Origin of the sequence: Enterobacter sp. J49, from assembly GCF_002148625.1 — a bacterium.
Lineage (GTDB): Bacteria > Pseudomonadota > Gammaproteobacteria > Enterobacterales > Enterobacteriaceae > Enterobacter > Enterobacter ludwigii.
Map to the genome: position 1 here is coordinate 105433 of NZ_MWPY01000015.1, position 25079 is coordinate 130511.

Below are 25079 nucleotides of genomic sequence, written 5' to 3' on the forward strand. Positions count from 1 at the left end.
TACTCTATGGATAACAGCCAAAACAGACTTAAACACAGCCGGTTTTGAGCTGTGCATACACAGGCCCCGGACGGGCCGATGCTGGAGATATCACCGCAATGTCAATTATTGGTCGCATTCACTCCTTTGAATCCTGTGGCACTGTCGATGGCCCGGGTATCCGCTTTATCACCTTTTTCCAGGGCTGCCTGATGCGCTGCCTGTACTGCCATAACCGTGACACCTGGGATACGCACGGCGGCAAAGAAGTGACCGTCGAAGAACTGATGAAAGAGGTGGTGACTTATCGTCACTTTATGAACGCATCCGGCGGCGGCGTAACCGCTTCCGGCGGTGAAGCCATTCTGCAGGCCGAATTCGTGCGCGACTGGTTCCGCGCCTGCCGCAAAGAAGGCATTCATACCTGTCTCGATACAAACGGTTTTGTCCGCCGCTACGATCCGGTCATTGATGAACTGCTCGACGTCACCGACCTCGTGATGCTCGATCTCAAACAGATGAACGATGAGATCCACCAGAATCTGGTGGGTGTTTCCAACCACCGTACGCTGGAGTTCGCCAAATACATCTCCGGGAAAGGCATCAAAACCTGGATCCGCTATGTTGTTGTACCTGGCTGGTCAGATGATGACGATTCCGCGCATCGGCTGGGAGAATTTACCCGCGATATGGGCAACGTTGAGAAAATTGAGCTTCTGCCCTACCACGAACTGGGTAAACACAAGTGGGTCGCCATGGGCGAAGAATATAAACTCGATGGCGTTAAGCCGCCGAAGAAAGAGACGATGGAACGCGTGAAAGGTATTCTTGAACAGTACGGCCACAAGGTAATGTATTAAGAAAAGGCCCGGTGAGAACCGGGCCTTTTTTATATTATCTGAAGACGCCATTAATAATGGTGGTCACAACCGCAGTACTCAGCGCAATTAAGACCAGATCGTCACCGACGACACGCCATTCATAACCAGGATAGGAAGGAAGTTGGCCCAGCATAGAAGCCGGCACGGTTTTCTTCGCAATGCCCGGAGGGAGCGGTTTACCGCGTGCGAGGTTTTTCGCAATACCCGGAGGCAGTGACTCATAACCTGTTAAGCCGTAATTGAGTGCCAGGTGACGGGCATGATCGAAGCTCACACGGGCGTCGACATCGTCACTGACGCTTTTATTCGATTTACCTGGATTTTCCTGACCGTTATTTTGTTTATTACCGTGGGTACCGGAATTTCCGTTGCCATGACTACCGGAATTGCCGTGACTGCCGCCATTACCTTGTCCGCCACTGTTCCCGTGACCACTGCCATTCCCGTTACCCGGGTTAGCCATGACCGGAGCTGCAGCAAACGTTAAAGACAACACTACTGCCAGAGCGGTAGTGGTAAAACGACGAGTAGACATGATTGTTGCCTTTTAGTGATAGAACTCACCTGAATTATCGCCTGGTGCAATAAACAAACAATACGTAAAAGTCTTATATGTGATGGGGACAAAAAAGCCAGTCATCGACTGGCTTTTTATTAATCAGGCATGCGCCACAGGCGTCGGGTGTTCTCCCACTTTGCGCAGCAGCATTAAGAGATAAATAAACGATACGCTGGCAATCATAATAAACAGCAAATTGTCGGAGTAATTCTGCATCAGCATCGCGGTAAAGGTCGGTCCCAGCAGGCTGCCGATGGTATAGCTCAGTAACAACGCCTGGTTCATTGCCACTAACTGGTGGTGTTCAACTTTCTCACAGGCCCAGGCCATCGCGACCGGATAGAGCGTAAAACCTGCGGCACCCAGAATAAACAGCGCAGGCGCCATCGCCGCATTGCTGAGCATGGCGAGACAACCCATGATCACCACGAAAACCTGAACACGCAGCACCAACAGGCGACCAAAGCGATCGGCCAGGCGTCCAATCGGCCACTGACCGACAATCCCCGCACTCACCATCACCGCCATCCAGAAACCGATCCCGGAATCGCTGACGCCCTGATGGTTCAGATAAAGCGGCATCAGGCCATACAGTGAACCAAGCACAATTCCGGAGATAATACAGCCGTTAACGCCAAGACGCGCCTGACGCAGTCTCAGCATTGGCCAGACGTGGGTTGCTTCCTGGTGTTCGCTGTTCTGGTTCACAATGCGCGTAAAGAGCAGCGGCAGGATTGCTGCCAGCACCATTCCCGTCACCCACGGCAGAACGCTCATCAGGTCGGTTGGCAGTTTGCTCACCATCAGTTGACCAAGCACGGTACCGATGTAATAAACCATCATATAGGCTGCCAGCAGGCGTCCGCGGTTACGTGACGTGCCGCTGCACATCAGCGCGCTTTCAACCACCACCCAAATCATCGCGCAACCCACTCCGGCGATAAAGCGCCATACCATCCAGCTCCAGAAGCCCACCATCAGGCCCAGCCCGGCACATCCGACAGCGAAGAGCAGCGAGGCCAGATAATAGCTGCGGTTAAAACCAAAGCGTTTAATCAGGCTTCCTGTAACCAGCGTACCCAGCAGGTTACCGGTAAAAAAGGACGAGCTGACCATACCCACCTGCCAGGTCGGTAAGTTTTCATGGGCGAGCCACAGCGGGACGAGCGTATTTAACACTGCGATCGCCAGGGTCAGCAGAAGCAGGCCACAGAGCAATAAAAGCACTGGCCGGGTATAGATGGTCATGGATTAAAAACCGTGAGGAAGTTCAGATTTCGTGCGCATCATGCCACTGGCAAAAACAAAGTCAATCCACTGATTTCACCGCCACGCACGATATGTTCCCTGTCGATTTAAAAAACTTATCCTGCTAATGCAACGCCTGCTATAGATATGAATTATGTATCTGTTTTTATTTATTAATGCCCGAAGTGAAAACAAAACGTCAGTCGAAAAATTTCATGATTAAAATAAAAAAAGCCGGGCGCTCCGTCCCGGCTTTATCTCACCCACGGCAACGCTAACTGGCGACGGCCATACCTACGGTCATATGCAAACCGTAGAACACACCGCGGCCGATCAGTTCACCTGCGAGGACCAGCACAAAAGCCAGTGACAGGAGCGGCAGCGCGGGTTGATACCCCTTAAGCTGAGGCACAATCCAGCACACCAGTGCCGCCACCAGCAGTACCACGCGCCAGGCCATCAGCGAGCCGTATGCCGGCACCAGGGCAGACGCCTGCTGAACAGAGCTGTGAATGGTTGCCAGCTCCGCGCCCTGCATCAGGGTGACGACTGCGCTCACCACCAGCGCCAGCAGTGAAACGACGGGCAGCAAACGCATCGCCCAACCGTCAACACCCGCGACGCGCAGCAGCATGAAGCCAAGAAGCGGCCCACCAATAAACAGCGTCAGGAAGAAGCTCATCGGTGTCCAGATGCTGTACCAGGTCGGCACGGTGTCGATGGTGTTATAGACCCGCACCATCATCCACACAAACACCACGCCCAGAACCATCGTGACAATCAGCCACACGCTGCGCAGCCCTGCCGGCAATTTCTTCAGTGCTGCCAGCAGCCAACCCAGCCCACCCACAGCAAAGAAGATCGCCCCGCTGGCGATTTCATTACTGAGTGACGACGCGCCCACCCGGTTCAGGGAGTTGAACGCGCGCATTGGCGAGCCGAGGTGCAGCGTAGAGGCAATAAAGCCAATTCCCATCAGCACCCACAGGCCAAACATACTCAACACTAAACGTTGTTGTTGCTCAGCAGTGAGATTCCCTTTCAGCAGCGCCAGCGCGAGGACAATAAAACCGCCCGCCACACACTGCCCAAAGACCGTGAAGATCATCAGCGGCCATTCATGCCATCCACTTCCCATCTCACACCTCCTTCGGGTTTGCCAGGTAGCCGGTGCTATCCCCTGTCGGGCGGCTGTTGGCGTTAGGTTTAATCACGATGCTTGGCTTCGTGAAGTGTGCGGACGGCAGCGGCGCGACGGCCGCCAGCTGACCATGTTTTTTACGCAGCTCGTCGATAGGACCGAAGTCCAGCGCACGCAGCGGGCAGGACTCCACGCAGATCGGCTTTTTGCCGTCTGCCACGCGGGTGTGGCAGCCGTCGCACTTGGTCATATGCCCTTTGGCGGCATTGTACTGCGGGGCACCGTACGGACAGGCCATGTGGCAGTAGCGACAGCCGATGCAGACATCTTCATCCACCACCACGAACCCGTCGTCACGCTTGTGCATCGCCCCGCTCGGGCAGACCTTGGTGCAGGCCGGGTCTTCGCAGTGGTTGCAGGCAATCGACAGGTAGTAGGCAAACACGTTCTGGTGCCAGACACCGTTGTCTTCCTGCCAGTCACCGCCCGCGTATTCGTAAATACGGCGGAAGCTGACGTCCGGGGTTAAATCTTTGTAATCCTTGCAGGCGAGCTCGCAGGTTTTGCACCCGGTGCAGCGGCTGGAATCAATAAAAAATCCATACTGGGTTGTCATCGGTTACTCCTTACACCTTTTCAACCTGAACAAGGTTCGTGTGGGACGGGTTGCCCTTCGCCAGTGGCGACGGACGCTGCGTGGTCAGTACGTTAATACTGCCTGCCTGGTCGATGCGATTCGCATCCGGGCTATACCAGGCCCCTTCCCCCAGCGCGACAACGCCAGGCATCATGCGCGGAGTCACCTTGGCTTCAATGTGTACCTCACCGCGACCGTTAAAGATGCGCACGCGGTCGCCATTGCTGATCCCACGGGCTTTGGCATCCATCGGGTTAATCCACATCTCCTGACGGCAGGCAGCTTTCAGTACGTCGACGTTGCCATAGGTAGAGTGAACACGCGCTTTGTAGTGGAAGCCGGTCAACTGCAGCGGGAATTTCGCGGTCAGCGGATCGTTGTAGTTTTCAAAGCCCGGCGTGTAGATCGGCAGCGGATCGATAACATCCCCTTCCGGCAACTCCCAGGTAGAGGCAATTTTTGCCAGCTCTTCTGAATAAATTTCAATTTTGCCCGATGGCGTGGTCAGCGGATTGGCCTGCGGATCGTCACGGAAAGCTTTGTACGCCACGTGGTGGCCTTCCGGATCACGCTGTTTGTACATCCCCTGCTCACGGAAGGTATCGAAATCCGGAAGGTCAGGGATCGCTTTGCGGGAGAGTTCATGCAGATGGCGCATCCACCCTTCCTGCGTGCGCCCCTCGGTAAATTGCTGCTCAACGCCAAGACGTTTCGCCAGCTCAGAGGTCATCTCATAGATGGTTTTGCACTCAAAGCGAGGTTTAATAGCCTGATCGGTAAAGATGACGTAGGACATGTTGCCGCAGGAGGCATCCAGCGCGAAATCCATCTGCTCAGAAGCAGTGCAGTCCGGGAGAATAATATCGGCATATTTTGCCGAAGAAGTCATGTGGCAGTCGATCACCACAATCATCTCGCACTTCTTGTCATCCTGCAGGATTTCATGGGTGCGGTTAATTTCAGAGTGCTGGTTGATGAGACAGTTGCCGGCGTAGTTCCAGATCATTTTGATCGGGACATCCAGTTTGTCCTTACCCCGCACGCCGTCACGCAGCGCAGTCATTTCCGGGCCGCGTTCAATGGCATCAGTCCACATAAACATGGAGATACTGGTCTGAACCGGGTTTTCCAGCGTCGGCATACGTTCAAACGGCACTTCATAGGAGCCTTCACGCGCACCGGTGTTACCGCCATGAAAGCCTACGTTACCCGTCAGAATGGCGAGCATCGAAATGGCACGGGTGGCAATTTCACCGTTCGCATGACGCTGTGGACCCCAGCCCTGACTAATATAGGCCGGTTTAGCCGAACCAATCTCGCGTGCCAGTTGAACAATACGGTCAACCGGAATTCCCGTGATGGTGGACGCCCATTCCGGCGTTTTGGCAATACCGTCGCTGCCCTGACCGAGAATATAGGCCTTATAGTGGCCATTAGCCGGCGCGCTGGCTGGCAATGTTTTCTCGTCATAACCGACGCAGTATTTATCGAGGAACGGCTGATCGACCAGATTTTCAGTGATCATCACCCATGCCAGCGCGGAGACCAGCGCAGCATCGGTGCCTGGACGAATCGGAATCCACTCATCTTCACGCCCTGCACCGGTGTCGGTATAGCGCGGGTCGATAATAATCATGCGGGCATTCGATTTGGCGCGCGCTTGTTCGAGGTAGTACGTTACCCCGCCACCGCTCATGCGCGTTTCACCCGGGTTGTTGCCGAACAGCACCACCAGCTTACTGTTTTCGATATCAGACGGGCTGTTACCGTCTGCCCAGCCACCGTAGGTGTAGTTCAGACCAGCGGCAATCTGCGCCGAAGAGTAGTCGCCATAATGGTTCAGATAACCGCCGCAGCAGTTCATCAGACGGGCCACCAGCGTTTTCCCCGGTGGCCAGGAGCGGGTCAGCGTGCCGCCGAGCGTCCCGGTGCCATAATTCAGATAGATGGATTCGTTGCCGTAGTCTTTGATCAGACGCTGCATGTTCGTCGCGATGATGTCGTAGGCTTCATCCCAGCTAATGCGCTCGAACTTCCCTTCTCCACGCTTGCCAACGCGTTTCATCGGGTACTTCAGGCGGTCCGGGTTATAAACGCGACGACGCATTGAACGGCCGCGTAAGCAGGCGCGGACCTGATGTAACCCCTCGTAGTTATCGTCCCCGGTATTATCGGTTTCAACATATTTAATCTCACCATCCACCACATGCATACGCAGTGGACAACGGCTACCGCAGTTTACGGTACAGGCACTCCACACCACTTTTTCCGGGGTGGCCGGGGACAGTGCATCCGCCGCCGACACCAGACGAGAAAAAGGGAGCGTAAAGGCGCTGCTGGCAACGGCCAGACCACCAATTGCCGTGGTTTTCATCAACCCACGGCGAGTGACCTCGGCAGCCATTAACGCTTCAGGCGCTTTGATTTTCATAGAGACTCACTTTGGTTGCTCACAAAGAAAAGAGAGGCGGCACATGCCGCTATATAGTTTTATATATAACGAATAACTTCGTTATTGGTTTTTTATGCTGACTTTCATTCGGAGGAGTATTACTACTTTGGAGGGAGGGGTTATTGCGTCGTATCAATTCTAAGGTATAAAAAAAGCGCCCTGAGGCGCTTTTTTGTTTCACGTCAAATCATTAACCGATGTACTGCTGGCCTTTCATGTACGGGCGCAGCACTTCAGGGATCTCAATACGACCGTCCGCCTGCTGATAGTTTTCCAGCACGGCAACCAGTGTACGACCGACAGCCAGACCAGAACCGTTCAGGGTATGCACCAGACGGGTTTTCTTGTCAGACTTGCTGCGGCAACGTGCCTGCATACGACGCGCCTGGAAATCCCAGACGTTAGAGCAGGAGGAGATTTCACGGTAGGTATTCTGCGCAGGAACCCAGACTTCCAGGTCGAAGGTTTTGCAGGCACCAAAGCCCATATCACCGGTGCACAGCGCCATACGACGGTACGGCAGACCCAGCAGCTCCAGCACTTTCTCAGCGTGGCCGGTCATCTCTTCCAGCGCGTCCATCGACTCTTCCGGGCGGACAATCTGCACCATCTCTACTTTGTCGAACTGGTGCATACGGATCAGACCACGGGTGTCGCGACCGTAAGAACCCGCTTCAGAACGGAAGCACGGAGAGTGTGCTGTCAGTTTGATTGGCAGGTCGTCTTCGTCGATGATCTCATCACGCACGAGGTTAGTCAGCGGCACTTCCGCAGTTGGGATCAGCGCGTAGTTGCTGCTGTCAGCTTCCTCGTCCAGCGGACGGGTGTGGAACAGATCGCCGGCAAATTTTGGCAGCTGGCCAGTACCGTACAGCGTATCGTGGTTAACCAGATACGGGACGTAGGTTTCGCTGTAGCCGTGCTGCTCGGTGTGCAGATCCAGCATAAACTGCGCCAGAGCGCGATGCAGATGAGCAATCTGGCCTTTCATCACAACGAAGCGAGAACCGGTCAGCTTAACTGCGGCCGCAAAGTCCAGGCCGGCATGCATTTCGCCCAGGGTCACATGATCGCGAACCTCGAAGTCGAACTCGCGAGGCGTGCCCCAGCGTTTCACTTCAACGTTGTCGTTTTCATCTTTACCGACAGGTACGCTATCGTCAGGAATGTTCGGGATCGCCAGCGCGATATCACGGATCTCGGCCTGAAGCACGTCCAGCTCCGCTTTCGCCTGATCCAGCTCTTCACCCAGTTTGTTCACTTCCAGGCGTAATGGCTCAATGTCTTCCCCGCGCGCTTTCGCCTGGCCGATGGATTTCGATCGAGAATTACGCTCTGCCTGCAGATTTTCAGTTTGTACCTGCAGAACTTTACGACGCTCTTCAAGAGCGCGCAGCTTATCTACATCCAGCTTAAAGCCCCGGCGTGCCAGTTTTTCAGCGACTGCGTCTGGCTCATTACGCAGCAGATTGGGATCGAGCATGCTTATCCTGTGCTTATCGAATTAAAATAGGAAAATGTGACCACAGCCTGCGGCCACAGGGATACATTGCCAACATTACCGCAACGATCGCACTAACGGTAGCGTTTTATAGGGCTATTTTGATCCTGTCCGGCGAGCCAGGCGAGCTTTTCGCCAATCTTGCCTTCAAGACCTCTGTTTGTGGGGTGATAATAGCGGGTTTGTGCCATCTCCTGCGGGAAATATTCCTCCCCGGCGGCGTAGGCATTGGGTTCGTCGTGGGCGTAGCGGTACTCCTGCCCATACCCTATCTCTTTCATCAGTTTGGTCGGCGCATTGCGCAGATGAACCGGCACGTCATAATCCGGGCGTTCACGAGCGTCGGACATGGCCGCTTTAAAGGCGGTATAGACAGCGTTACTTTTCGGTGCGCAGGCCAGATAAACAATCGCCTGAGCGATAGCACGCTCGCCTTCAGCAGGCCCGACGCGGGTAAAGCAGTCCCAGGCCGAAATAGCCACCTGCATGGCGCGCGGGTCGGCATTCCCGACATCTTCAGAGGCAATCGCCAGGCAGCGACGGGCCACATACAGCGGATCGCCACCGGCGGTGATAATGCGGGCATACCAGTAAAGCGCCGCATCGGGCGCGCTGCCGCGCACGGACTTATGCAGTGCCGAAATCAGATCGTAAAACCGATCGCCTTTATTGTCGAAACGCGCGCTGCGCTCCCCGGCGATTTCGGTGAGCAACGCCGGTTTCAGTACCCGTTTGCCGGACGCATCCACTTCGGCCATATCGGCCATCATTTCCAGCGTATTGAGTGCCCGGCGGGCGTCGCCGTTAACCAGTTCAGCGATCGCCCGGCGCGTGTCGTCAGGCAGAACGATATCCTGCCCGCCGTAGCCGCGCGCGTTATCGTTCATCGCCTGCGTGAGAACCTGTTCAATATCCTCCACGGTCAGGGATTTGAGCAGGTAAACACGTGCGCGGGAAAGCAGCGCGGAATTGAGTTCAAACGACGGGTTTTCGGTGGTGGCACCGATGAAGAAAATGGTGCCGTCTTCAATGTGCGGCAGGAAAGCATCCTGCTGGCTTTTATTGAAACGGTGAACTTCGTCGACAAAGAGAATGGTACGTCGCCCGGCATTGCGGTTCTGCCGCGCACGTTCAATCGCCTCGCGGATCTCCTTCACGCCGGACGTGACCGCCGAGATGCGCTCGACATCCGCGTTAGCATAGCGGGCGATAACTTCCGCGAGCGTGGTTTTGCCTGTACCGGGTGGACCCCAAAGGATCATGGAGTGCAGATGCCCGGCCTCAATGGCACGCGGCAAGGGTTTCCCCGCAGCCAGCAGGTGTTGCTGGCCGATGTACTGCGCTAAATTTTCTGGCCGCATACGAGCGGCCAGAGGTTGAAACGCATTCTCAGAAAAATCGAGCGACAGATTGCTCACTCATGCCTCTTACTTGTTGCGCTGATCGTCCACCGTTACGCCCTGCGGCGGGGTAAAGGTGAATTTAGACGCGTCAACCGCGCCGTTTTGCTGGGTCTTGAGCTGGTAGCTGCTACGCTGGTCGTCCTGCTCAACCGCACCAAACTGATTAATGGTTCCGTTGGTGCTCACGTTGATGGTGAACTGTTTCAGGTTGCCATTGCTGCCTTTCGGCGTCAGAACAAACTCATCACCATTCTGTTTGATATTGTACTGCTGCCAGTCGCTGGACTGGTTACGCGCAATCAGCATGAAAGGCGTATTGCTGGTCGCGTCTTTCAGCCAGGTCGCAGTAGCCTGCTCGACAAACGGGTTGTAGAACCACAGGGTCTTACCGTCAGAAACCAGGATGCTCTCATCCGGCTGAGTCATATGCCAGTTAAACAGATTCGGGCGTTTTACCCACAAATCCCCCTGACCTTCCTGCACCGCATTGCCACTGCCGTCAGTCACTTTTTGCGTGAAGCTGGCGTGGAAACTGCTCACTTTATCCAGTCGGCTTTTAAGGTCGCTGGCTGCATCAGCCCAGACGCTGCTGGCGACAAAACTGGTGAGTAATGCACAGGCGATTGCGATTTTTTTCATTGTTATTCCTTAAAATACGTCATCCCAATATGGGGTTCTGCCCTCTATTGTGTACCTGCCCGAAGGCAGGCGACAGAAGAAAATGCTTAATTTTGGCTGATTTACCCTTCTTTGCAATCACTGAAGGTCAATCAAACGGGGGCGGCGCCAGCACCTCACGGTTACCGTTGTGCCCCTGCTCGCTCACAATGCCCTGCGCTTCCATCTGCTCGATGATGCGCGCTGCGCGGTTGTAGCCGATGCGGAACTGACGCTGCACACCCGAGATAGAGGCTTTACGTTTTTCGGTGACGAAGTTAACCGCCTGGTCGAATAACGGATCCAGCTCCTCGCCGCCGTCCAGGCCACCACCGCCGCCTTCGCTTTCGCTGTCGGAGGTAATGCCATCAACATATTGCGGTCGACCGCGCGCTTTCCAGTCCTGCACCACGGCGTGAACTTCCTGGTCGCGAACAAATGCGCCGTGAACACGCACCGGAGAGGTGGAGTTCGGGCCAGAGTAAAGCATGTCCCCCATACCCAGCAGCGACTCCGCGCCACCCTGGTCGAGAATAGTACGCGAATCAATTTTGCTCGATACGGTAAACGCGATACGGGTTGGAATGTTCGCTTTGATCAGACCCGTAATGACGTCCACAGACGGACGCTGCGTCGCCAGAACCAGGTGGATGCCAGCCGCACGCGCTTTTTGCGCCAGACGTGCAATCAGCTCTTCCACTTTTTTACCGACGGTCATCATCAGGTCAGCGAATTCATCCACCAGCACGACGATGTAAGGCAGTTTTTCCAGCACCGGATGTTGAGCATCCATGCTGTCGCCCGGTTTCCAGTAAGGGTCCGGAATCGGACGGCCCATCCGTGCCGCCTCGGCGATTTTCTCGTTATAACCGGCAAGGTTACGCACGCCCAGCGCAGACATCAGCTTGTAGCGACGCTCCATCTCATTAACGCTCCAGCGCAGAGCATTGGCCGCGTCTTTCATGTCGGTAACCACTTCTGTCAGCAGATGCGGGATACCTTCATAGACCGACAGTTCTAGCATTTTCGGGTCGATCATGATGAAACGGACATCTTCCGGCTGCGCTTTATAGAGCATGCTGAGGATCATGGCGTTCACACCGACGGATTTACCGGAGCCGGTGGTACCTGCCACCAGCAGGTGAGGCATTTTTGCCAGATCGGCCACCACCGGCTCGCCCGCAATATCTTTACCCAGAACCACGCTCAGCGGTGACGGGTTATCGCGGAACTTCGCGTTATCCAGGACTTCGCGCAGGTAAACGGTCTGACGTTTCTTATTCGGCAGTTCAAGACCAACATAAGGTTTACCCGGAATAACCTCTACAACACGCACCGCCACGGTCGACAGAGAACGCGCCAGGTCACGGGAAAGGTTAGAAATACGCGCGGCTTTTACGCCTGGTGCCAGATTAAGTTCGAAGCGAGTGATCACCGGCCCTGGGGAGTAGTTGACTACATCAGCCTTGATACGGAAGTCCGCCAGACGCGCTTCCACCAGACGAGCCATCTGCTCAAGAGCAAAGGTATCGACCGGCTCGACTTCAGCCGGCGGTGGGGTTAACAGATCCAGCGACGGCAGAGGCGTGCTTGGACGCTGCAACGGACGGCTGTCGCCGTTACGCATCAGCAGCGGGTGAATGAGACTCTCCTGCGGCTGTGCCTGAGGCTGCTGGAACTGCGGCGGCTGTGGTGGCTGCTGCGGTTGCACGTAAGCCTGCGGCGCCGGTTGTTGCGGCTGTGCATACGCCTGCGGCGCCGGTTGCTGCGGCTGTGCATACGCCTGCGGTGCCGGTTGTTGCGGCTGTGCATACGCCTGCGGTGCCGGTTGTTGCGGCTGTGCATACGCCTGCGGTGCCGGTTGTTGCGGCTGTGCATACGCTTGCGGTGCTGGCGCAGTCTGCGGACGCGTCGGTTCAGCGTCCGGCATCACGCTCGGCGTGAACAGCGGCTCGCTCGGGCCATCATCAACCAGATCTTTCATTGGCGAGAATTCAAAATCCGACAGCGAGAACGGATTCGCTCCGGCGGGCTGCTCACCGGCATAACGCTGCTGCTGCGTGGCCGCGAACTGGCGCGCTAATTCCGCCTCAGCCGCGTCATCTTCGTCTTGTGGATGATGCACTTCATGCTGGTATTCTTCGCCATAGCGCTGATGCTGCTGCGCGGCGAACTGGCGCGCCAGTTCATCCTGATGCATTTCATCAACGTCATCTTCATACTCATTCTCGCGTGCTTTCTCCTCAGCCATACGCTGAGAAGGGAGCTTGATACCGTAGGAGGCTAGCTCACGCCGCGTTGGCACGCGAACACGGTTTGGGCGAGGTAACTGCGGGCCAATGCCCTCTTTCACCTGTGGACGTGGCGCACCGCCTGTGGCGAGGCTAAAGACCGGGGCAGCCGCAGCGGCTGCCGCTGTAGCCTGCTTCACGCTTTCAGCAACAGGTGCAACGGCAGGCGTTGGATCAACCGGAGGAACCGAAACAGAAGGTGCTTTGGTTACAGGCTCCTGCACCGGTTCAGGCACAGGCTGATACCAGGCCGCCAGCTGTTCACGCTCGCGGGCACGACGCTCTTCGACCTCTTCAAAATAGTACAATGGCGGACGAGACGGTTTCGCCTCTTCCACCACGCCAGGCTCTGGCTGAGGCGCTACGTATGGCTGTTCAGGTTCAATCGGCTCCGGCACGTACTCCTGATGAGGCTGTGCGGCAGGCTGCGCGTACTGCGGATATCCCTGAGGCTCATATGCCGGCTCCGGCTGATAAGGCTGCTGCCAGGCTTCCTGCTGGACAGGAACATAGCTCTCTGGCTCTGGCGCAATAACCGGCTCAGGCGTATGAACGCCAGGGGCGGTTTGCCACTCCACCTGAGGTTGCTGAATGGCGGATTCGGGTGGTGGAACCGGTGCTGAAGGCATCACCGCATCGGCTGGAGCGGCATACGCCTGTGAAGCCGTAGTGGCGGTGGCCGCTGCAGCGACCGGCTCGGTCACGGAGTGACCATTTAACAGCGGGTCGTATTCATCAAACGCTCCCGGCGTGGCACGGTTGCCGGAGAAGAGCACATCGTTTGGATCGACAGCCGCACCGGCTGCACGATATTCAACCTGATCGTCTTCATCCATGCGTTTGCCGGAGAAGAGCGCCGCATCGGTTTTACGGCCTAGCGGGTTGGCAAATTTCTCGGCAACACGCTGACGACGCGCCAGCGCGCCGCGCATAATGCGGGCACGACGAGATTCGCGACGCTGAACGGGAGCATCGTCTTCCTCTTCGTACTCATCTTCATATTCATCTTCGTCAACCCACGTATCGTCGCGACGGGTACGGTTGCTGGCGAAGGTCAGGAGGGTGAGGATAAAGCTGCCGATCTTCTCGGCGATGCTCACCCACGACCAGCCGGTGAACAGCGTCAGTCCTGCCGCCCAGATACAGAGCAACGCAAGCGTGCCACCGCTGCTGTGAAGCATGGGCTGTAGCGCAGAACTCAACAGGCTGCCGATCACCCCGCCAGAGGCGAAATACCAGATATCATCGGCGTTGATAGCCGCCAGCCCACACGAGGTGAGGATCAGCGCCAGTGCGCCAATCAGGCGCAGCGACACCGCGAAATAGTCGATATAGTCATCGTTTTGACGATGGCGCCAGGCAAACCAGCATCCGCCAATGATAATGACGGGAAGGGTGTAGGCCATCACCCCGAAAATGAAGAAGAGCGTATCTGCAAGCCAGGCGCCGGGAACACCGCCTAAGTTATGGATAGGCTCATGCCAGGCGGTTTGTGACCAACTGGGATCTGAGGGGTTGAAACTGAGTAGGGCTGCCATCAGCCAGACGGCAAAAAGGGCAATAACAATCAGCAAAGCCTCGAGGAGACGACGTCCGCTGCTTAGCTTCGATAATGTGACTTCTTTGTCTTCAGTGTATTCCTGGCTCAAGAAAGGCTCTCCAGGTATCAGGCATATCCTGCCTGTTTGCTAAAACGGACAACAGCGCCGGGTATCCCCGGCACTGTTGCTGTATGGATTAACAGGAGTGTAATCAAACTACACTGATTTTGCACCTGTTCCGTGTTAGCGCGTCTTAATAACCAGACGATTGCTCTGTTTGACTTCTTCCATCACCACATAGGTACGGGTGTCATTCACGCCCGGCAGACGCAGCAGGGTTTCACCCAGCAGCTTTCGGTAGGCGGACATATCAGGCACACGGGTTTTCAACAGGTAGTCGAAATCACCGGATACCAGATGACACTCTTGAATTTCTTCAAGTTTTTGTACAGCGGCGTTAAATTGCTCAAACACATCCGGCGCACCACGATTCAGAGTAATCTCAACAAATACCAGAAGTGAGGCATCCAGATAATGCGGGTTCAACAGAGCCGTATAGCCCTGAATGAAACCCTGTCTTTCCAGTCGGCGCACACGCTCAAGGCACGGCGTCGGGGAAAGTCCCACACGTTTTGAAAGCTCGACGTTGGAAATACGCCCATCCTTTTGCAATTCATTAAGAATGTTACGATCGATACGGTCGAGATCTTTGCCAGGGCGCTTCTTGCTATCTACCATTATTATTGTCTCTCTGTATTCCTTCCCTACTCCTGCCTGGACCCTGTGCACATCACTGTTCAGAGCCTGTACCCGTTAGTCATCACATCGCCTGGTTATGTATTAGACGCGATGCGGATTCGGGTTCTGTTGGTAAGAAGACCGTTGCCCGAAGGCAGTCACCGATATCACGTATGGCGTCTGTCCACGCCATGCGTAGATTTCACTGACCCGGTAAAAATGGCATTTACGTGCATGCCTATGCGGCATGCGGTTAACGCGGTTTTTTTTCTTCCTTGAATGTTTTCGCAAAAGCGCAGGGGATTGTCAAAGCAAAACATCGATTTTTAGTACAACATGCCGGATATTCATTACGGCAGGGTATTAATCCTCATTTTATTGCCGTACAAACGAGCGAATTTCGGCGCAAAGCGTGATGTTATAGCGCTTAATTCATCGTCGCTGGCTATTGCACATATCGATATCAAAATTGCTGCGCTCTTTTTTTACGGCAACAAATTCCCTACAATCCAGCCAAATGTCTGCCAACAACAATGGGGATCTCATGGGCACGGCCAAACACAGTAAGCTGCTAATTCTTGGTTCTGGACCTGCGGGATATACCGCGGCGGTCTATGCTGCACGCGCTAACCTGCAACCGGTTCTGATTACCGGCATGGAAAAAGGCGGTCAGCTGACCACCACCACGGAAGTGGAAAACTGGCCAGGCGACCCGAACGACCTGACCGGGCCGCTGCTGATGGAGCGTATGCACGAGCATGCGACGAAATTCGAAACCGAAATTCTGTTCGATCATATCAACAAGGTTGACCTGCAGAACCGTCCGTTCCGTCTGACGGGCGACAGTGGCGAGTACACCTGTGATGCGCTGATCATCGCGACCGGCGCTTCTGCCCGTTACCTCGGTCTGCCGTCTGAAGAAGCATTCAAAGGCCGCGGCGTCTCCGCCTGCGCAACCTGCGATGGTTTCTTCTATCGCAACCAGAAAGTGGCGGTTATCGGTGGCGGCAACACTGCCGTGGAAGAAGCCCTTTATCTGGCGAACATCGCCTCTGAAGTGCACCTGATCCACCGTCGTGACACCTTCCGCGCAGAGAAGATCCTGATCAAACGTCTGATGGATAAAGTGGCGAGTGGCAATATCGTGCTGCACACCAACCGTACCCTGGAAGAAGTCACGGGCGATCAGATGGGCGTTGCCGGTCTGCGTATTCGTGATACCCAGAATACCGATAACGTCGAAACGCTGGAAGTGGCGGGTCTGTTTGTGGCGATCGGTCACAGCCCGAACACCGCGATTTTCGAGGGCCAACTGGAGCTGGAAAACGGCTACATCAAAGTGCAGTCCGGTATTCACGGCAACGCGACCCAGACCAGCATTCCTGGCGTATTCGCTGCTGGCGATGTGATGGACCATATCTACCGTCAGGCGATCACCTCTGCTGGCACTGGCTGTATGGCCGCGCTGGACGCTGAACGCTACCTCGACGGGCTGGCGGAACAAGGTAAATAATCTTTACAAGTCAGTAACAAACGTAAATAAAGGCGGCGATAAGTCGCCTTTATTGTCTCTCCGTTGTAACATTGCGCTGCCCAACTTCTAATAACGTCACCTGCTAAGTACGCAATGGAAAAAACCCGTCAACAAGAGTTAACACGCTGGCTGAAACAGCAAAGCGTTCTTTCCCGCCGCTGGCTAACCATCTCCCGTTTTCTGGGGTTTGTCAGTGGTCTGTTGATTGTTGCCCAGGCATGGCTGCTGGCCCGCATTCTTAATCACATGATCATGGAGAACATTCCGCGCGAAGCGCTCCTGTTACCCTTTATCGTCCTGATCCTGATTTTTGTTCTTCGTGCCTGGGTGGTCTGGCTGCGTGAGCGCGTGGGTTTTCACGCCGGACAGCATATCCGCTATGAGATCCGCCGTCAGGTGCTTGACCGCCTTCAGGAGGCCGGTCCGGCGTGGATCCAGGGTAAACCCGCGGGAAGCTGGGCGACGCTGATCCTTGAGCAGATTGACGATATGCATGACTACTATGCGCGCTATCTGCCACAGATGGCGCTAGCCGTCTTCGTTCCGTTGCTGATTGTCATCGCCATTTTCCCGGTCAACTGGATGGCAGCGCTGATCCTGCTGGGCACAGCCCCGCTGATCCCGCTGTTTATGGCGCTGGTGGGCATGGGCGCCGCGGATGCTAACCGACGTAACTTTCTGGCTCTGGGTCGCTTAAGCGGCCATTTCCTTGACCGTCTGCGCGGCATGGAAACGTTGCGCATTTTTGGCCGCGGTGAAGCGGAAACTGAAAATATCCGCCTCGCATCGCAGGATTTCCGTCAGCGCACCATGGAAGTGTTACGTCTGGCGTTTCTCTCCTCCGGCGTACTCGAATTCTTTACCTCGCTGTCGATTGCGCTCGTGGCGGTCTACTTTGGCTTCTCATATCTCGGCGCGCTGGATTTTGGCCACTACGGCACGGCGGTGACCCTTTCAGCCGGTTTCCTTGCGCTGATACTGGCCCCCGAATTTTTCCAGCCGCTTCGCGATCTGGGCACCTTCTATCATGCAAAAGCGCAGGCCGTGGGCGCGGCTGACAGCCTGAAGACGTTTATGGAAACGCCACTGGCGCATCCGGAACGCGGTGACGTGACGCTGAACGCCAAAGAGCCGGTTCCCCTTGAAGCGCGTGATTTCTCCATTCTGTCGCCTGAAGGCAACGTGCTGGCAGGTCCGCTTAACTTTACCCTTCCGGCCGGAAAACGTGTGGTGCTCGTAGGCATCAGCGGTTCAGGGAAAAGCTCTCTGCTCAATGCGCTATCGGGTTTTATGGCCTACACCGGATCGCTGCGGATCAACCAAACTGAACTGCGCGATCTCGATCCGCTTGCCTGGCGTAAACAGCTTAGCTGGGTGGGACAAAACCCTCAGCTTCCTGCCGCCACGCTGCGAGACAATGTGCTGCTGGCTCGCCCGGATGCGCGTGACGATGAACTGCAATCCGTGCTCGACCGCGCCTGGGTCAGCGAGTTTCTGCCGCAGCTACAGCAGGGTGTCGATACCGTTGTCGGTGACCAGTCTGCCGGCCTGTCAGTCGGTCAGGCCCAGCGTGTGGCGGTTGCCCGCGCGCTGCTTAACCCATGCCAGCTCATGCTGCTCGACGAGCCAGCAGCGAGCCTTGACGCACACAGTGAGCAACGCGTCATGGATGCCCTGAATGCGGCCTCGCGGCAGCAGACCACCCTGATGGTCACCCATCAGCTGGAAGGTATTGCTGACTGGGATCAGATCTGGGTCATGGAAAATGGTCATATTGTTGAGCAAGGCGATTACGCCTCTCTCGTTGCCGCGCAGGGCCCGTTTGCCACCCTGCTGGCAAACCGTCAGGAGGATATCTGATGCGTGCTCTGCTTCCCTATCTTGCGCTCTATAAACGCCATAAATGGATGCTGCTGCTGGGCATTGTGCTGGCGATTATTACCCTGCTTGCCAGCATCGGTCTGCTTACGCTCTCCGGCTGGTTCTTGTCCGCTTCGGCCGTCGCGGGGTTCGCGGGTTTATACAGCTTTAACTATATGCTTCCGGCGGCAGGCGTTCGCGGCACCGCAATCACGCGTACTGCCGGACGTTATTTTGAGCGTCTGGTCAGCCACGACGCCACTTTCCGCGTGCTACAGCACCTGCGCATTTACACCTTCAGCAAACTGTTACCCCTCTCCCCTGCCGGGCTGGCGCGTTTTCGTCAGGGTGAGTTACTCAACCGTGTCGTAGCCGATGTCGACACGCTGGATCACCTTTACCTGCGCGTGATCTCACCCATCGTGGGGGCGTTTGTGGTGATTGTGGTGGTCACGCTGGGGTTGTCGGTTCTGGACGTTCCCGTTGCGCTCACGCTGGGTGGCATCATGCTGCTGACGCTGATTATCCTGCCACCGCTGTTTTATCGTGCAGGTAAATCCACCGGAGAGAACCTGACGCGACTGCGCGGCGACTACCGACAACAGCTGACATCCTGGCTGCAGGGACAGGCGGAACTGACCATTTTTGGTGCCAGCACGCGTTATCGCAGTCAAATGGAAAGCACTGAGCTGAACTGGCATGAAGCCCAGCGCCGCCAGTCGGAGCTCACGGCATTCTCCCAGGCGTTGATGATGTTAATCGGCGGCGTGGCGGTCATCGCCATGCTGTGGATGGCTTCAGGTGGTGTAGGTGGAAATACCCAGCCCGGCCCTCTGATTGCTCTCTTCGTTTTCTGCGCCCTGGCCGCGTTTGAAGCGCTGGCCCCGGTGACGGGCGCCTTCCAGCATCTCGGGCAGGTCATCGCTTCTGCCCTGCGCATCACCCAGATTGCCGAACAGGAGCCGGAGGTTACGTTCAGCGGCGCTCAGACCGCAGTGCCGACGCAGGTTGCGCTGACCCTGGATAACGTCACCTTTGCCTATGAAAAACAGGCGCAGAACGCGCTGGAAGGGATCACGCTGTCTGTTAAAGCAGGCCAGCGGATTGCACTCCTCGGTCGTACCGGTTGCGGTAAATCCACCCTTCTTCAGTTGCTGACCCGCGCCTGGGATCCGCAGCACGGTCAGATTCGGTTTAACGATACGCCGCTGACCGACTTCAGCGAGCAGACGCTGCGCAAGACCGTGAGCGTGGTTCCGCAGCGCGTGCACCTCTTCAGCGCGACGCTGCGTGATAACCTGCTGCTCGCGGCACCTCAGGCCTCCGACGATGATCTGCGCGCCATGCTGGAGCAGGTTGGGCTGCAAAAACTGCTTGAGAACGACGGGCTGAACGGCTGGCTCGGGGAAGGCGGTCGTCAGCTCTCCGGCGGCGAGTTGCGCCGTCTGGCGATTGCACGCGCGTTGCTGCACGATGCGCCACTGATGCTGCTTGATGAACCCACCGAAGGGCTGGACGCAACAACCGAGAGCCAAATCCTTGATTTACTGGCCCATGTTATGACCGGAAAAACCGTGCTGATGGTCACCCACCGCCTGCGCGGGCTGGCGAGTTTTGATCAGATAATTGTGATGGACAACGGACATATTATTGAGCAAGGTAGTCACACAGAACTGTTGGCGAAACAGGGTCGCTACTACCAGTTTAAACAGCGTCTGTAGACTATATTTGTACCGATCCTAACTCGCGTATTGGAGTTCTGCTGTCATGCGCCTGGTCCAGCTTTCTCGTCATAACATCGCGTTCCCTTCGCCGGAGGGAGCGCTGCGTGAACCTAATGGGCTGCTGGCCCTTGGCGGCGACCTCAGTCCTGCGCGGCTTTTGATGGCTTACCAGCGCGGCATTTTCCCGTGGTTTTCACCCGGCGACCCGATTTTATGGTGGTCGCCCGATCCCCGTGCCGTGCTGTGGCCGGCGCAGTTTCACCTGAGCCGCAGCATGAAGCGTTTCCATGCGAAATCACCCTACCGCGTCACCCTGAATCATGCCTTCGGTCAGGTCATTGAAGGCTGTGCCGAAGACCGTCATGAAGGAACCTGGATCACCCGCGATATCATTACTGCCTATCACCAGCTGCATGAGCTGGGTTTCGCGCACTCCATTGAAGTCTGGCAAGACGGTGAACTCGTCGGCGGGATGTATGGCGTTGCGCAGGGGACGCTGTTTTGCGGCGAATCGATGTTCTCCCGTGCCGTGAATGCCTCGAAAACCGCGCTGCTGATCTTCTGCCAGGAGTTTGCCCAGCGCGGCGGAAAACTGATGGATTGCCAGGTCCTCAATGAGCATACGGCCTCGCTCGGCGCGGTTGAAATCCCCCGCCGTCACTACATAGAACATCTGGACGTTTGCCGTCAGGAGAAGCTGCCGCGAGACTTCTGGGTACCAAGAACGCTCTTTATGCCCAATGCCTAAATGTTTTCCGCATATTTTTTGTGAGGGTGTTATAATTATGCCGCAGAGTAGGTTCTGCCTGTTGCCTCGCCGCCGTTTGGGTCCTCCGCTTCAGATAACGTCCTGACGTTTATCCTGTTGTATCCCCTTTACGAATGCGCTTTCCGTTCGGTTGTACCGTGACGCTTGGGCAATGCGCCGAAACTATTTTGCTGCGTTTTAAACGCGCAATTCTTTACTTAATTGATGAATTTCGGCATTATCTTGCCGGTTCAAAACTTGGTAGTGATACCCCAGAGGATTAGATGGCCAAAGAAGACAATATTGAAATGCAGGGTACCGTACTTGATACGTTGCCTAACACCATGTTTCGCGTAGAGCTGGAAAACGGTCACGTGGTAACTGCGCACATCTCCGGTAAAATGCGCAAAAACTATATCCGCATTTTAACGGGCGACAAAGTGACTGTTGAACTGACCCCGTACGACCTGAGCAAAGGCCGCATTGTCTTCCGTAGTCGCTAATTGTTTTCGCCTGTAATGGCAGATGAATATATAAAGGTCGGGTTAACCCCGGCCTTTTTTATTTAACGGTTTAATGCCGGGCAGGAAGATGTATTGTCATGCGGGGCTGCGCCGGCGTGATTAAATCCCCGGCCATGGAATGCGCCATCTCATGCAGCAATCCCGTCAGGTACGGCAGCATATCCCGATCAAAATGGGACACCAGCAGCACGTGGTTTACTGCCCGGCAGTAGTCGCACTTTGTTTCGGTATCTTCCAGTAGCCACGCTTTTTGTCGCGGTGGTTCAGCGTCCTCCTCAAATTCCACTAGCTGAAAATCACGCATTGATTCTGTGAGTCCGGTTTTGACCTCTTCCAGATACGCGCCTAAACAGCGGCACACGGGCTGCGTTTGCGGGTGGGCGTTGCAGTCCAGCAGAATTTCGGTGAGCAGCATGCAGCGCCCGGCCAGGGTCGGGAGATCGGGGTTGAGGGAGAGTTCGCTGTAGAGCTGGGAGAAACAGTTTTCTGTATTCATTGGGTAATACCTTCACACACGTTGAGTTACCACCGCAGGAAACGCCAGATTCGCTGGCGGCGGACGAAAAGGAATTGGCGTACCAGTGTGTGTGCTACTGGCGCTTCAAAAGAAGCTTCCGATTCGCCCGCCAGATGCAGAATTATACCCTTTTCCTTAGGGCGAACGAAGCCTGCAGCAATGGTGCTGCTCACACACTTTCAGGACGCCAATCCTGACACCTGATTTTGCAGGTGCGCCGCCATTCTAGGACTGTGAATTTATACAGCAATGAGTGAGATGAAAATATGGAAAGCGCCTCGCAAAGTTTCGGTGCGAGCAGGCATAAAAAAACCGGGCAGTGAGTTGCCCGATTTTTAAGACTAATGCAGGAAATCAGTGAGCCGCTTCCGGCTTGTGCTTCTGCGCACTCTGGAAATCGTACGTCAGCTCATTCTTCTCCTGGTCCAGCGCGACCGTCACCTGACCGCCATCTACCAGCAAACCAAACAGCAGCTCGTTCGCCAGCGGTTTCTTCAGGTTGTCCTGAATCACACGCGCCATTGGACGGGCCCCCATCGCACGGTCGTAGCCTTTCTCAGCCAGCCAGTTGCGGGCCTCCTGGCTCACTTCCAGCGACACGCCTTTCTGATCCAGCTGAACCTGCAGTTCGACGATGAACTTATCCACTACCTGATGGATAACCTCGGTAGAGAGGTGATCGAACCAGATGATGTTGTCCAGACGGTTACGGAACTCCGGCGTAAAGATCTTCTTGATCTCTTCCATCGCATCGGTGCTGTTATCCTGATGGATAAGGCCGATAGATTTGCGCTCCGTTTCACGTACACCGGCGTTGGTGGTCATCACCAGCACTACGTTGCGGAAGTCCGCCTTGCGCCCGTTGTTATCGGTCAGCGTCCCGTTGTCCATCACCTGCAGCAGGATGTTGAACACGTCCGGGTGCGCTTTCTCGATTTCATCGAGCAGCAGTACCGCGTGCGGATGCTTGATCACCGCGTCGGTTAACAGACCGCCCTGATCAAAGCCCACATAGCCCGGAGGCGCACCAATCAAACGGCTGACGGTGTGACGCTCCATGTACTCGGACATATCAAAACGCAGCAGCTCAATGCCCAACGCTTTGGAGAGCTGAACCGTGACCTCGGTTTTCCCCACACCGGTCGGACCGGCGAACAGGAAGGAACCGACAGGCTTATGTTCATGCCCCAGTCCGGCACGGGCCATCTTGATGGCTTCGGTTAACGCCTCAATGGCTTTATCCTGCCCAAAGACCAGCATTTTCAGGCGATTGCCAAGGGTGCGCAGCGTGTCGCGGTCGCTCTGAGAAACGCTCTTCTCAGGGATACGCGCGATACGGGCCACCACGGTCTCGATATCCGCCACGTTAACGGTTTTCTTACGCTTGCTGGCTGGCATCAGACGCGCACGCGCCCCTGCCTCATCAATCACGTCAATAGCCTTATCCGGCAGATGACGATCGTTGATGTATTTCACCGCCAGCTCCACCGCCGCACGCACCGCTTTGGCGGTATAACGCACATCGTGGTGCGCTTCGTACTTCGGTTTCAGACCGTTGATGATCTGCACGGTTTCTTCAACAGAGGGTTCAGTCACATCGATTTTCTGGAAACGACGCGCCAGGGCACGATCTTTCTCAAAGATGTTGCTGAACTCCTGATAGGTTGTGGAACCAATCACGCGGATCTTACCGCTGGAGAGCAGCGGTTTGATCAGGTTAGCGGCATCCACCTGGCCACCCGAGGCCGCACCGGCACCGATGATGGTGTGGATCTCATCGATAAACAGAATGCTGTTGGTGTCCTGCTCGAGCTGTTTCAAAAGCGCCTTAAAGCGTTTTTCAAAATCGCCGCGGTATTTAGTGCCCGCCAGCAGCGAGCCAATATCCAGCGAGTAGATAGTGCAATCGGCAATCACTTCCGGTACGTCGCCCTGCACAATACGCCAGGCGAGACCCTCGGCAATCGCGGTTTTACCGACGCCAGATTCACCCACCAGCAGCGGGTTGTTCTTGCGGCGACGGCACAATACCTGGATCGCGCGCTCCAGCTCTTTATCGCGACCAATCAGCGGGTCGATACCGCCAACGCGAGCAAGCTGGTTGAGATTGGTGGTGAAGTTTTCCATACGATCCTCCCCGCCTGCTTGCTCTTCATTGTTATTGACCTGATTGCTGGAATCCGATGCCTGGTTCGGCTCGTCTTTACGCGTTCCGTGAGAGATAAAGTTAACCACGTCGAGTCGGCTGACTTCATGTTTGCGCAGCAGGTAGGCAGCCTGTGACTCCTGCTCGCTGAAGATGGCGACCAGCACATTTGCGCCCGTCACTTCGCTACGTCCGGAAGACTGGACGTGGAATACCGCACGCTGCAACACGCGCTGGAAGCTGAGCGTCGGCTGCGTGTCGCGCTCTTCTTCACTGGCTGGCAGCACCGGTGTGGTTTGTTCGATGAAGGCTTCGAGTTCCTGACGTAGCGCCACCAGATCCACGGAGCAGGCTTCCAGCGCTTCGCGGGCAGATGGGTTGCTAAGCAGTGCGAGCAGTAAATGCTCGACGGTCATAAACTCATGTCGGTGCTCACGCGCTCTGGCGAAAGCCATATTTAAACTGAGTTCCAGTTCTTGATTGAGCATAGGCACCTCCCCCAAATTTTATGCCTTATCAGGCCTTTTCCAGCGTACACAGCAACGGATGCTCGTTCTCCCTCGCATAATCGTTCACCATCGCGACTTTGGTCTCCGCCACTTCGGCGGTAAAGATGCCGCAGATAGCTTTGCCACGATAATGAACGGTAAGCATCAGTTGCGTTGCACGTTCTACATCATAAGAAAAGAACTTTTGTAGCACGTCAATAACAAATTCCATCGGCGTGTAATCATCGTTCATTAACATAACTTTATACATAGATGGCGGTTTTAGCGCGTCACGCACTTTATCTTCCGCCAGCTGGTCAAAATCCAGCCAGTCGTTGGTCTTACCCATTTTGCATAACCACTTTGAATCTACCTCAGATGTTAGATAACAATCATCTATTACTGTCATCCGCGATGTCTGTCACAAACTGTTGCAATAGCGTTAACTGCTTCAAACTTTGGTTGATTATTGTCCCATCTCAAGCGCCAAACGCTTGACGACTTCTTTCG

At 55.5% G+C, this 25079-nt stretch carries 19 protein-coding genes; 6 read left to right on the forward strand and 13 right to left on the reverse strand.

Going from position 1 to position 25079, the window contains the following annotated elements; all coding sequences use genetic code 11:
* Positions 1-98 precede the first annotated feature (98 nt).
* Positions 99-839, forward strand: coding sequence for a pyruvate formate lyase 1-activating protein (pflA, locus tag BJP35_RS01830; protein WP_020884823.1), 741 nt, complete (start codon positions 99-101; stop codon positions 837-839).
* A 34-nt stretch (positions 840-873) separates the two neighbouring features.
* On the opposite strand, the gene BJP35_RS01835 is transcribed toward pflA, so the two are convergent.
* From BJP35_RS01835 to lrp, 10 genes are all read right to left on the reverse strand, one after another.
* Complete coding sequence (locus tag BJP35_RS01835; RefSeq protein WP_020884824.1) at positions 874-1395, reverse strand: anti-virulence regulator CigR family protein; 522 nt, start codon at positions 1393-1395, stop codon at positions 874-876.
* A gap of 123 nt (positions 1396-1518) precedes the next feature.
* Positions 1519-2667, reverse strand: a complete 1149-nt coding sequence (locus tag BJP35_RS01840) for an MFS transporter (RefSeq protein WP_014169376.1) — start codon at positions 2665-2667, stop codon at positions 1519-1521.
* A 274-nt stretch (positions 2668-2941) separates the two neighbouring features.
* The gene (locus BJP35_RS01845) at positions 2942-3805 is read right to left on the reverse strand and encodes a dimethyl sulfoxide reductase anchor subunit family protein (protein ID WP_014169375.1); all 864 of its coding nucleotides are present in this window, start codon (positions 3803-3805) and stop codon (positions 2942-2944) included.
* Position 3806: 1 nt separating this feature from the next.
* A complete protein-coding gene (locus BJP35_RS01850) occupies positions 3807-4424 on the reverse strand; it encodes a DMSO/selenate family reductase complex B subunit (protein WP_047742467.1) in 618 nt (205 codons plus the stop codon).
* A 10-nt stretch (positions 4425-4434) separates the two neighbouring features.
* On the reverse strand, positions 4435-6876 hold the full coding sequence (gene dmsA, locus BJP35_RS01855; protein WP_086462870.1) for a dimethylsulfoxide reductase subunit A: 2442 nt from the start codon (positions 6874-6876) through the stop codon (positions 4435-4437).
* Between the two features lie 211 nt (positions 6877-7087).
* Positions 7088-8380 (reverse strand): serine--tRNA ligase, encoded by a 1293-nt coding sequence (gene serS, locus BJP35_RS01860; protein WP_008499983.1) that lies wholly within the window; start codon positions 8378-8380, stop codon positions 7088-7090.
* A gap of 92 nt (positions 8381-8472) precedes the next feature.
* The gene (gene rarA, locus BJP35_RS01865) at positions 8473-9816 is read right to left on the reverse strand and encodes a replication-associated recombination protein RarA (RefSeq protein WP_047742463.1); all 1344 of its coding nucleotides are present in this window, start codon (positions 9814-9816) and stop codon (positions 8473-8475) included.
* A 9-nt stretch (positions 9817-9825) separates the two neighbouring features.
* Complete coding sequence (lolA, locus tag BJP35_RS01870; protein WP_014169368.1) at positions 9826-10440, reverse strand: outer membrane lipoprotein chaperone LolA; 615 nt, start codon at positions 10438-10440, stop codon at positions 9826-9828.
* A gap of 127 nt (positions 10441-10567) precedes the next feature.
* Positions 10568-14398: a DNA translocase FtsK gene (gene ftsK / locus BJP35_RS01875; protein WP_086462871.1), complete on the reverse strand. Its 3831-nt coding sequence runs from the start codon at positions 14396-14398 to the stop codon at positions 10568-10570.
* Positions 14399-14533: 135 nt separating this feature from the next.
* Entirely contained in the window at positions 14534-15028 is a 495-nt protein-coding gene (gene lrp, locus BJP35_RS01880; RefSeq protein WP_000228469.1) for a leucine-responsive transcriptional regulator Lrp, read from the reverse strand.
* Positions 15029-15572: 544 nt separating this feature from the next.
* On the opposite strand from lrp, the gene trxB reads away from it, so the two are divergent.
* From trxB to infA, 5 genes are all read left to right on the forward strand, one after another.
* Complete coding sequence (gene trxB / locus BJP35_RS01890; RefSeq protein ID WP_025204565.1) at positions 15573-16541, forward strand: thioredoxin-disulfide reductase; 969 nt, start codon at positions 15573-15575, stop codon at positions 16539-16541.
* A gap of 114 nt (positions 16542-16655) precedes the next feature.
* Positions 16656-18422 (forward strand): cysteine/glutathione ABC transporter permease/ATP-binding protein CydD, encoded by a 1767-nt coding sequence (gene cydD / locus BJP35_RS01895; protein ID WP_047742459.1) that lies wholly within the window; start codon positions 16656-16658, stop codon positions 18420-18422.
* Positions 18422-20143, forward strand: coding sequence for a cysteine/glutathione ABC transporter ATP-binding protein/permease CydC (gene cydC, locus BJP35_RS01900; protein WP_086462872.1), 1722 nt, complete (start codon positions 18422-18424; stop codon positions 20141-20143). Before cydD ends, cydC begins: the two co-directional genes overlap by 1 nt.
* A 46-nt stretch (positions 20144-20189) precedes the next feature.
* A complete protein-coding gene (aat, locus tag BJP35_RS01905; RefSeq protein WP_014169362.1) occupies positions 20190-20894 on the forward strand; it encodes a leucyl/phenylalanyl-tRNA--protein transferase in 705 nt (234 codons plus the stop codon).
* 284 nt (positions 20895-21178) lie between these two features.
* Positions 21179-21397 (forward strand): translation initiation factor IF-1, encoded by a 219-nt coding sequence (gene infA / locus BJP35_RS01910; protein ID WP_002211347.1) that lies wholly within the window; start codon positions 21179-21181, stop codon positions 21395-21397.
* A gap of 70 nt (positions 21398-21467) precedes the next feature.
* On the opposite strand, the gene BJP35_RS01915 is transcribed toward infA, so the two are convergent.
* The 3 genes from BJP35_RS01915 to clpS all read right to left on the reverse strand — a co-directional run bounded on the left by BJP35_RS01915 (position 21468) and on the right by clpS (position 24918).
* Positions 21468-21914, reverse strand: a complete 447-nt coding sequence (locus BJP35_RS01915; RefSeq protein ID WP_086462873.1) for a hypothetical protein — start codon at positions 21912-21914, stop codon at positions 21468-21470.
* A gap of 375 nt (positions 21915-22289) precedes the next feature.
* Entirely contained in the window at positions 22290-24569 is a 2280-nt protein-coding gene (clpA, locus tag BJP35_RS01920; protein WP_020884836.1) for an ATP-dependent Clp protease ATP-binding subunit ClpA, read from the reverse strand.
* 28 nt (positions 24570-24597) lie between these two features.
* Positions 24598-24918, reverse strand: a complete 321-nt coding sequence (gene clpS, locus BJP35_RS01925; RefSeq protein ID WP_006174393.1) for an ATP-dependent Clp protease adapter ClpS — start codon at positions 24916-24918, stop codon at positions 24598-24600.
* Between the last annotated feature and the right edge of the window lie 161 nt (positions 24919-25079).